Annotated in this window: 12 protein-coding genes and 1 pseudogene; 9 read left to right on the top strand and 4 right to left on the bottom strand. The window is 39.5% G+C overall.

The window, feature by feature from the left end; translation table 11 throughout:
* Together BJI48_RS09135 and BJI48_RS09130 are read left to right on the top strand one after the other, a co-directional pair.
* A pseudogene (locus tag BJI48_RS09135) lies at positions 1-443 on the top strand (hypothetical protein); the annotation flags it as partial.
* Positions 444-450: 7 nt separating this feature from the next.
* Entirely contained in the window at positions 451-1,902 is a 1,452-nt protein-coding gene (locus tag BJI48_RS09130; RefSeq protein ID WP_095334260.1) for a hypothetical protein, read from the top strand.
* Here the strand turns inward: BJI48_RS09130 and BJI48_RS09125 are convergent.
* Together BJI48_RS09125 and BJI48_RS09120 are read right to left on the bottom strand one after the other, a co-directional pair.
* Entirely contained in the window at positions 1,899-2,168 is a 270-nt protein-coding gene (locus BJI48_RS09125) for a type II toxin-antitoxin system YafQ family toxin (RefSeq protein ID WP_095334258.1), read from the bottom strand. The two genes, BJI48_RS09130 and BJI48_RS09125, sit on opposite strands and share 4 nt — an antisense overlap.
* Positions 2,158-2,379 (bottom strand): hypothetical protein, encoded by a 222-nt coding sequence (locus BJI48_RS09120; protein ID WP_095334256.1) that lies wholly within the window; start codon positions 2,377-2,379, stop codon positions 2,158-2,160. Before BJI48_RS09120 ends, BJI48_RS09125 begins: the two co-directional genes overlap by 11 nt.
* Positions 2,380-2,458: 79 nt before the next feature.
* Between BJI48_RS09120 and BJI48_RS09115 the strand changes: the two genes are divergently transcribed.
* The 7 genes from BJI48_RS09115 (at position 2,459) to BJI48_RS09085 (ending at position 7,529) form a co-directional block, all read left to right on the top strand.
* Positions 2,459-2,857, top strand: coding sequence for a hypothetical protein (locus BJI48_RS09115; RefSeq protein WP_095334254.1), 399 nt, complete (start codon positions 2,459-2,461; stop codon positions 2,855-2,857).
* Positions 2,847-3,428 carry a hypothetical protein gene (locus BJI48_RS09110; protein ID WP_095334252.1) on the top strand — a complete coding sequence of 194 codons (582 nt, stop codon included), beginning with the start codon at positions 2,847-2,849 and terminating at the stop codon, positions 3,426-3,428. Before BJI48_RS09115 ends, BJI48_RS09110 begins: the two co-directional genes overlap by 11 nt.
* Before the next feature lie 268 nt (positions 3,429-3,696).
* Complete coding sequence (locus BJI48_RS09105) at positions 3,697-5,592, top strand: hypothetical protein (RefSeq protein WP_095334250.1); 1,896 nt, start codon at positions 3,697-3,699, stop codon at positions 5,590-5,592.
* A 45-nt stretch (positions 5,593-5,637) separates the two neighbouring features.
* Positions 5,638-6,288: a hypothetical protein gene (locus tag BJI48_RS09100; protein ID WP_095334248.1), complete on the top strand. Its 651-nt coding sequence runs from the start codon at positions 5,638-5,640 to the stop codon at positions 6,286-6,288.
* A 33-nt stretch (positions 6,289-6,321) separates the two neighbouring features.
* Positions 6,322-6,651 (top strand): phage holin family protein, encoded by a 330-nt coding sequence (locus BJI48_RS09095; protein WP_095334246.1) that lies wholly within the window; start codon positions 6,322-6,324, stop codon positions 6,649-6,651.
* A 236-nt stretch (positions 6,652-6,887) separates the two neighbouring features.
* Positions 6,888-7,154 (top strand): hypothetical protein, encoded by a 267-nt coding sequence (locus BJI48_RS09090; RefSeq protein WP_219350129.1) that lies wholly within the window; start codon positions 6,888-6,890, stop codon positions 7,152-7,154.
* A gap of 51 nt (positions 7,155-7,205) precedes the next feature.
* Positions 7,206-7,529, top strand: a complete 324-nt coding sequence (locus BJI48_RS09085) for a hypothetical protein (protein WP_095334244.1) — start codon at positions 7,206-7,208, stop codon at positions 7,527-7,529.
* 215 nt (positions 7,530-7,744) lie between these two features.
* Here the strand turns inward: BJI48_RS09085 and BJI48_RS09080 are convergent, their stop codons facing one another.
* Together BJI48_RS09080 and BJI48_RS09075 are read right to left on the bottom strand one after the other, a co-directional pair.
* Complete coding sequence (locus BJI48_RS09080; protein ID WP_095334242.1) at positions 7,745-8,167, bottom strand: hypothetical protein; 423 nt, start codon at positions 8,165-8,167, stop codon at positions 7,745-7,747.
* Positions 8,160-8,354, bottom strand: coding sequence for a hypothetical protein (locus BJI48_RS09075; RefSeq protein ID WP_095334240.1), 195 nt, complete (start codon positions 8,352-8,354; stop codon positions 8,160-8,162). The genes BJI48_RS09080 and BJI48_RS09075 overlap by 8 nt, the downstream gene beginning before the upstream one ends.
* Positions 8,355-8,582 lie beyond the last annotated feature (228 nt).

Raw genomic sequence — 8,582 nt, 5'->3', positions numbered from 1 at the left:
CTGATGGCGTGCCTGTGATAAGAAATCAAATCAAGGTAGGCAAGTTTGATATTATCATCAAATCTAAGCCTAAGACTTACGGCAGAGAGGAGCGGTTTGCTTACTGGAGTGAGATTATTAAAACCATCGCTGGCATTCGCCCCGATATTATCCCAGCGTTATTGCCTCTAATGCTCCAAGATAGCGATAGCCCCGTCGCAAATGAGATCAATGCTATGCTAGAAAATATCGATAAACAGCCTAACCCCCAAGCTGAACTCGCTCAAGCTAGCCAAGCCTTAGAACTTGAAAAACTCAAAGCCGAGATTGAATTATTACGAGCCAAAGCGGGAGAACAAATGCAGAACCAGCAAGGGCAAGGGCAGAACGAACAGGCAATGAAAAATATTGCACCAGAAGATAATCAAAGCCAATCAATAGGTCAAATAGCACAACAAAATTAGGTTTATTATGCCACATCGAAAAACACGCCCACGCCCAAGCAAAGAAGAACTCAAAGCTAAAATCGAAAGAGGCGAGGCAACCTATGATGATAAATTCCGTTATATGCTTTTGGAACTCGGTTGGTATGAAAGCCTTAATTATGTTTATAGCTCGCAGTATTTTTTCTATGCTAAAGCCTATATTTGGGGTAGATTTGGTAATGATGGCTGGAAAAATACTAGTGATAACACAAGCGATATAGCTGAAGAAAAAGCTCGTATAAATGAAGCATTTTTCCTCAATCAATATTTTATTATTTTTTACCATCGCCTGACTATCTCCCCGCAAGAGCTAAGTGCTGTTATTACCAAAGCAACGCCTTATGATGAAGCCCCGAGTTGGTTTGAGACATATGTTTTACCATTCATTGGAGGGGCTTTAACGATTTTGGGCGTGGCTTTGGGATTTGTTAGCGGGGTGGGTTGGGGATTAGTAGGGGCAGGCATTACTTTGGTAGGCGTGGCTGGGAGTATTATCATTGATAACAAAATGCAACAACAACAAGAAAAATTCCAAAGAGAAATGGAAGAAATCCACGAACAAATCAAAGCCCTCAAAGACAAAGATATGGGAAAGGAGTTTGATAGAAGAGAGCTTTTGACTGATATTTTAATGGTAGCCCCTTTGGCTATTATGGCAAATGGCTATCTGTATAACAAAGGCAAGGCAGGCAGTGCAAGCTATGAACCCACCAAAGCCTATGAACCCTATAAATATATCTTAGCAGATAAAGAGGCTATCCAAAAAGACTTTGTGAATGAAACGCTTACTGATAGGGAGCATTACAACCTAGCAGGCAATAAAGACTATTATAAACACCTCTACCCTGAAGCCAAATGGGATATTGCTTCCCGCAACAACATCGAAGAACATCTGATAAATACCCGCCTCCGCCAAATCGTTACTGGCTATGGGGAGTTAGGCAAAAACGGCTGGTGTGATGTTAAAAGCAAAAAAGAAATCCAACAAAAATACAATGAAAAGATAGCCAAGCTCTATAATGAGTTGTTTGATACAGATTTTACGTTTATTATGTTTAATTCTCATTGGGAAATAGAAAAAATCGCTGATATTTTTAGAAGTATTTATGATTTATTTAAATTGGATTATTGGTATGAAGATGAATATGAAGCCAAAGAAGAAGAGGGTTATTATTTTGAACCGACTGAACTTGATTTGATAGTGATAGAAATATTTAATACATTCGATGGACTAATGGCTTCGCTATTTCAATTTACCAATTTTATTTATTTTTCGGCATTAAGAACACTTTATCAAAAATTTCATCGCACTATTGAAGATAATTATATCGCTAACTATGCCAATTTCAACGCCCTAAGCCTGACCGATTTGTATTATAGAGACATACAAAATACTCTCAAAACCTATATGAAAGAGAGTTATTCAGGGTGGAATTAAAACAATTCGCTATGCGAGCCGACACGCAAAGCATTGAGAATTAAATCATTTTTGCATTTTTGATAAATCAAAACTAAGTCTGGCTTGATATGACAATCTCGAAAACCCTCAAATTCGCCTTTAAGCTTATGGTCTCTATACTTTGGCTCTAATATTTCATCATTGGCTAAGCGTTTCAACACACCTTTTACTAGCTCTTGGTCATCGAAATCTATTTTTTTAAGGCTTTTGGAAAATCTCTTAGAATAGACAACCTTATACTTCATTGCGAATCGCCTCAAACATCTCATCTATATCATCATAGCCCTTTATCTTGCCTGCTTTGTAATCCCTCATTAATTCTTCAGATTCTCTGCGCCATTCTTCTGCGATTTCTTTATCACTTCGCTTGGTCTTGATTTTTGATTTCGCACTTTTGGCTAAATCCCTAAATGCTGGGACAAACTCATCTTTAACATTCTCGATAATCAAAGTCATCTTCACTCCTTTGCTTTTGCTTGATTATAACACATTCACAGACCTTTTTTTAATATTAGTTTTATAGCAAACTAACCTTATGAAAACGCGATCTATAAAACTCCCCATCGATACCACCCTCACGCTACACAATGCCTATGGCAAGCCCCGTGCGTGCTATGCAATCAAAGCAGGAGAAATCACAGAAGTAGCTATTCCCTTGCGTAGAGAATATTACACCGATGAAACGGGCAAGATTTATTATATTTATGATGGGGTGGGTGTGCTAGAAACTTTTGATTTGCCCCTCCCTGATTTTGCCCTTGATGAGACTTTTATCGATGGGTTTGATAATTTCCTTGCCAGTGGCAAAAGCGAAACGCACCAAGCGATCTATTCACAAATCCTTGCCGTGATGGATAATTACCCAATCATTGCTGACAAAAGAATCTTTAAAATCGAAAATGAAATCCTCAAAAGGCTCGCCAATGTCATCTAAAACACTAAGTCAAATCATCAATGAGCTGTTAGATAAGCTTGAATCTGTCGATACTAGCACGCAAACACTCCAACATCTCAAAGAAGAAATCCAAAATGCCACTTCCAAAGAGGCGTTAGAGGAACTTATCGCTAGCACGCCCTATCTCAAAAGCGAGGAGCTAATCGCTAATATCGCCCAAAGTCTCCCCATCGATGAGCTAGTCAATGCCATACCCAAAGAAGAAATCAAAGCCACCATCGAAGCGACCACCAAAGAGGCGTTAGAACCGGGAGCGATTGTAAAAGAACTTGGCGATAGCGAGGATTTTAACAAGCACTTAAATGCCGTAGTCCGTGCGAAAGCCCGTGAAGTTGTGCTAGCCTTTAAACTCCCCGAGCAAGTCCTCGAGACTTTTGATAAGCAAGTCGGGCAAATGGTGAAAAATCATCTCGAAAATGACTATACGCTAGCCAAAACCAACTTTGAAGCCAGCCTAAGCCTGCAACTCATCCGTCTCAAAACCAATCTCATATTGATGGAAAGCTATTACCAGCACGCCTATGGGCATAATATATTAAAAAGGATTTAACTCGATTCGACTTTGTCGTTTGGTAGTTTTTCCATAGCGATGTTTTCTAATAAATGTTTCTTATACTCGCTAGTAAGGGACTAGGGGGGCTTAAATTGCGAAGTCCGCCCCCCTAAGCCCCTTAAAACCCCTACCCCCTGACCCGCCCCCCGTGCAATACAGGATTAAAAAGCGTAGCGGGTTTTGGTTTGCGAGCGGTTTAAACCCCCCCTTTTTTTAAACGCCATTATCTTTTAATATTGCAAAAAATCCAGATAAGGAAAACGCTATGACAGAAAACCCAGCACCACAGCCACCAGAGGACCAGACACCAACCCCACCAGAGGGCGAAAATATTGACCAAACCAATCCGCCCGCACCGCCTGTGCCAGAAACTCCCGAGCCTGATGAGCCACAACCTGATACACCCGAGTTGCCTGAAGAGGGAGAACCCGAAGAACCAGAAATTCCCGAGCCTGAAATTCCAGAAGAAACACCGCCCGAGCCTGAAGAGCCAGCACCCGAGCCTGAAATTCCAGAAGAAACGCCCCCAGAGGAAGCCCCCAAGCCCGAGCTAAGCCCAGAAGAGATATTTTTGCAACTTGCCCGCCAAGAGCTTTTAGCCAAAATCGAAGAAAAGCTTTTATCTGACCCGCTTATCAAAGAATACGTAACACTCACCCTCGCAGGCACACAAAACCTGCTCGCTACATTTCGAGAGCTTGAAAGCTGGTTTATCCAAAACAAAATCGATATCAGCGAACACCTTGCTTTTATCAAAGAAAAATATCAGGATTTCGCAGAAAAGGTGGATAATTTTTTCAAAGATTCCCAAAGCACCATCGAAGAGCAAAAGCAAATCTTTGAAGCCGTCCAAGCGATCAAGGCAGAAATCGACCCCGCCCTAGAAGCCATCAAAAACGCTACCGCACTCATCGAAGAAAAAGCCCAAGAAGCCAACACTGCCCTAGAGGGAACAAACAACAACGCCCAAACCATCAATGGCTATCTTGATGAAGTTACGTTGCTAAAAGCCGATATAGAAACAAATAGCAATGCCATCAATGAACGTATGGGGGCATTTCAAAATATCATCGATACATCACTAGCGGGGCTTGAAACACTTTATAATCAAACCATAGAAAATATCACAACCACCATCAATCAAGCACTTCAAACTCTAAGCACGCAGGGAAATGAAATACTCACTAATCTAAACAATGCCGGCACGGATACGCTAAATATCATCGATACAAACAAAACCGAAGCGCTTGAAGCAATTGGCACGAGCAAAACGCAAGCCTTAGAATTGATACAACGTGAAAAAGAAGCGATCGATTTAGTGGGTATGGAAAATCTAAAAACACAGCTTGAAGCCCAAAAAGAAGTATCAGAACAAAACAAAAACACCCTTGAAACCTTGCAAACACAAATGCAAAAACAAGAAATCCCTTTCGGGCAAAGGGTGGTATCTTATGACACCACCCTCCCCGATGGTTATGTCCCACTGATAGATTATGAGTTAGAATCTGAAGGTTATATTTCAGGAAGTCAAAGTTTGTATTGCACCCTGATTTTTTTAGGAATCCCTTATAAACTCAATAGCAACGGGTTTAAATTTTTACCATACAAGCACGATGACGAACTTTTAAAAAAAGGTGTGTTGATGGGTATTTATGTTGGTAATTTTATAGAGGAAGAATATACAAAGAAAATTGATTCTTTATATAATGAAATCCAAGACACTTTTGTCTTGCCAGAAATGCCATATAAAAGGCAGGTAACTGCTTTTCTATATAAACATTTATATGACTTACCAGTTGCCCAATATGAATATCATTATTGGGACCCTCAAGATCCCGTTTTAAATGACGAATTTGCAGAAGTATATCGCAGTATCCTTGTTAAATTTGATGTGCCCACGATTTGGTATGCAAGTAAAGAAATGTTTATGAGACCCGATGAGATTGTGAAAATATATCAAGACAAACACGGCGGCACATATTTCAGCGATACAAAAGAGCTTGAACGTTTAGCACAGGGTGCTATCCGAGCGATGAGTAATATAAAACATTCCTATAACATATATGAAGATGGAAATAAATATTTTTGGGCAATTGTAGATAGTGTTGAAGAAGAATATAGAACAGGGGTTATTAGCACAAAAGAAATAATACCTTTTTAGGTTAGTAAAAAACAAAGCTTAAAAAATAAAAACGAAAGGATTAAAATGAAAATCTACAAATTACCCCAAGAAAAGCGGAATGAAGTAACAGGCGAGCTAAAGACAATCACTAGCACACCCGATTTTATCTACGTGCGAAGCGAAGAGGACCTTCCCGCCCCCTTTGTTGCATCGGAGTTGCCAGAAAGCTATATCAAAGAGCAACTCGATAGCCAAAAGGCTAAACGCATTAATGATATGAATCAAATTTGCGATAAGGCTTTAGAAAAGCTTAGATCCAATACACTCGGCACGCCCCATCTCTACAATATGACTAAAGAAGACCAGATTAATCTACTCGGGTTAATGATTGCAGGCGTGGATAGTTTCTTTCGCTGTGCCGAGATTACACTTGGCGTTGATGGGCGAGAGGAAATCGGCGCTATGCAAAATATCCCCCATAATAAAGAACAGCTCAAAACCCTCTATGAAGATGCCCTGAAATTCAAATCTGCCACCCTGTTTAAATGCGGGCAAAAAAAAGAGTTGATTGCCAATGCCAAAGATATTTTAGAGGTGCTTTCTGTGAGATGGGAAGACAAAAAAGAAGAAAACACACCTAACCATTCTGAAGAAAACACACAAATCCCGCCCCCTGCCACTAACGAACAAACAAATCAAACGGCTAAAACAACACCGCCTGAAGTAGAAAAATGAATGCTCTAGTTTTATGCAAAGGATAAAGGAAAAATGGACTTTTTTGAAACGCTCAAATTTTATGGGTGGATACTTATTATTGGGCTTATTGTCGGCTTTTTGTTTGTTTTACGCTCTATCGAAGAAAAACCGATTGAAACCATTTGGCAAGGCGTGCGGTTTGTGATTTATGGTGTTGGCTCTTCGATGTTTATTACGTGGCTAGGTTTTGAGCTGTTTTTGTATCTGGGTTTGCCGACATCTTTAGCAGCTGCTTTGGGTGGGGGATTTGGCTTTATCGGTGCGAATACGATTGCTGGGCTAATAATCCGTGTGTTTAAAGCCAAAACAGGACTAAGCGATGATAAGGAAGAAAAGATTTGATTTAAAAACCTTAAAAACAAATATCCAACGCACAAGCTTAGGCTTGGGCGTGATATGGTAACTTTAGGAGGAGAGCCGTTAAAAAAGAGATAACTGCTTATCTCTTTTAGGCTCGCACGGCGATGGTAATATGCGACAAAAGGAGCATAACCATACGCCTAAACCTTAATTTAATCGCCTGAAGTGGTCTTCAGATTCAGTTTGAAAAACTGAATCGAGTAAAAATAGGAGCTGAAATGAAAACAATTAAAAAGTTTAGGAAGAAACCCATCGTAGTTGAGGCTTACCAAACGGATAAAGAAGTGATAATTCCCACACTCGAGGGGGATATGAAAGCCAATATTGGGGATTGGATTATCACGGGAGTTAAGGGCGAGCAATACCCGTGCAAACCAGATGTTTTTGAAAAGACCTATGAACCTCAAAATATTTCACTCGGTTTGCCTTGCAAACCTGAAGACCGCTCACGCAGGGCAAAGCCCGCTTTCGCTCCTAAAGGATAGGGTTATGACTAGCTACGCTATTCATCAACCCGTTTTCAAAGGATTTAACCTATGAACCTCAAAATTGCCTTTATCGTTGGCATTATCGCTATCGGCGGGTATCTAGGAATCAGTAATGCCCTGCTAAAAAAGCAACTCGAAAATAAGACATTAGAACTCCAAATCGCAAAAGCCAACACCGCTACACTCCAAACTGCCCTCGAAGAACAAAATCACGCAATAGAAAAAATTACCCTTGATACCCAAGTATTCAAAGAATCCCTACCAGCGAAGAAACAAGCAATCCAAAAAGAAATCCAAAATAAACTCCCCAAAGTTAATCCCACGAGTTGCGAAGAGGCACTAAGGGCGATTATCAAACTGCAAGGACCTTGAAAACAAATATCCAACGCACAAGCAATGCTTGGCTGACGAGATGATTACTTTAGGAGGAGAGCCGTTAAAAAAGAGATAACTGCTTATCTCTTTTAGGCTCGCACGGCGATGGTAATATGCGACAAAAGGAGCATAACCATACGCCTAAACCTTAATTCACTCGCCTGAAGTGGTCTTCAGATTCGATTTATCGAATTGAGTAAAACATAATTTCATTATTTTTTATGATTTTTAAATTTAAGAGCTTTGATAATTTCTGTTATTGCTGTCAAGACACCCGGAATGATACTAACAATAGCGGTAAGAGGTTTATCATTATAGGCTAAAAATATACAAACTCCAATGGAAGAAAAAATAAGAGCATACGCACATACAATACCAAAACCACTCCAAAAATAAAATTTTCTCATATCATATTGTGTCATTTTTTGATTATTTTCTTCTAGGGCGATAATTTTATGGTCAATATTCATTTTGTGGTCAGTTGTTTTTTCAAGCAAAACCATCGCTCTATTAGCTAAGTCAGAGGGCAGTTTTCCAATCGTATTGAGTTCGTTTTCAATCAAAATATTATTCTGGGTAAAATTACCCGGAACATTGTTTTTTTCTTTTTGTGATGAGGATATATTTTTAGCCATTCTTTTTATAATTATCCATCAATTTCTTTTTTTGCTTTTTATAATCCGCATCGATTTTGGCATATTCACTGGCTTGTTGCTTTCTGATTCTGCAAGCAATTTCGCCAAACGCTTCAGAAAAATGGGGACGCTCATAAAGACCGCCAAACGCAAATGCTTCCCAAAATATTTCTCTCTTTTTTTTCACTGCTCGCCCTTATGAATTTTTTGTATTGTATGCAATTATATTAAATTGAAACCTTAAACCCGCCCTTTTTTTATGCCCCAAAAAAACCCATTATTGCAATAATAAAAAACCGCTAGGAATGGGTTGAAACCCACTAAAAGGGAATAAATAAATGGCAAAAATTGATTTTACAGGTGCAAGGCAAGCAGGAATAAGTGATAGTGATATTGTGAATGAATTGACTTCGCA

Source organism: Helicobacter sp. 11S02596-1 (genome assembly GCF_002272825.1).
Lineage (GTDB): Bacteria > Campylobacterota > Campylobacteria > Campylobacterales > Helicobacteraceae > Helicobacter_J.
The sequence above is the reverse complement of the archived record's forward strand: the minus strand, read 5'-3'. Positions and strand labels throughout refer to the sequence as shown.

What these genes read in the sequence shown, in the direction of transcription:
- BJI48_RS09130 (WP_095334260.1), top strand. Translation starts at nt 451, where the DNA reads ATGCCACATCGAAAAACACGCCCACGCCCAAGCAAAGAAGAACTCAAA.
- BJI48_RS09110 (WP_095334252.1), top strand. Translation starts at nt 2,847, where the DNA reads ATGTCATCTAAAACACTAAGTCAAATCATCAATGAGCTGTTAGATAAG.
- BJI48_RS09080 (WP_095334242.1), bottom strand. Translation starts at nt 8,167, where the DNA reads ATGGCTAAAAATATATCCTCATCACAAAAAGAAAAAAACAATGTTCCG.
- BJI48_RS09100 (WP_095334248.1), top strand. Translation starts at nt 5,638, where the DNA reads ATGAAAATCTACAAATTACCCCAAGAAAAGCGGAATGAAGTAACAGGC.
- BJI48_RS09125 (WP_095334258.1), bottom strand. Translation starts at nt 2,168, where the DNA reads ATGAAGTATAAGGTTGTCTATTCTAAGAGATTTTCCAAAAGCCTTAAA.
- BJI48_RS09085 (WP_095334244.1), top strand. Translation starts at nt 7,206, where the DNA reads ATGAACCTCAAAATTGCCTTTATCGTTGGCATTATCGCTATCGGCGGG.
- BJI48_RS09120 (WP_095334256.1), bottom strand. Translation starts at nt 2,379, where the DNA reads ATGACTTTGATTATCGAGAATGTTAAAGATGAGTTTGTCCCAGCATTT.
- BJI48_RS09115 (WP_095334254.1), top strand. Translation starts at nt 2,459, where the DNA reads ATGAAAACGCGATCTATAAAACTCCCCATCGATACCACCCTCACGCTA.
- BJI48_RS09090 (WP_219350129.1), top strand. Translation starts at nt 6,888, where the DNA reads ATGAAAACAATTAAAAAGTTTAGGAAGAAACCCATCGTAGTTGAGGCT.
- BJI48_RS09105 (WP_095334250.1), top strand. Translation starts at nt 3,697, where the DNA reads ATGACAGAAAACCCAGCACCACAGCCACCAGAGGACCAGACACCAACC.
- BJI48_RS09095 (WP_095334246.1), top strand. Translation starts at nt 6,322, where the DNA reads ATGGACTTTTTTGAAACGCTCAAATTTTATGGGTGGATACTTATTATT.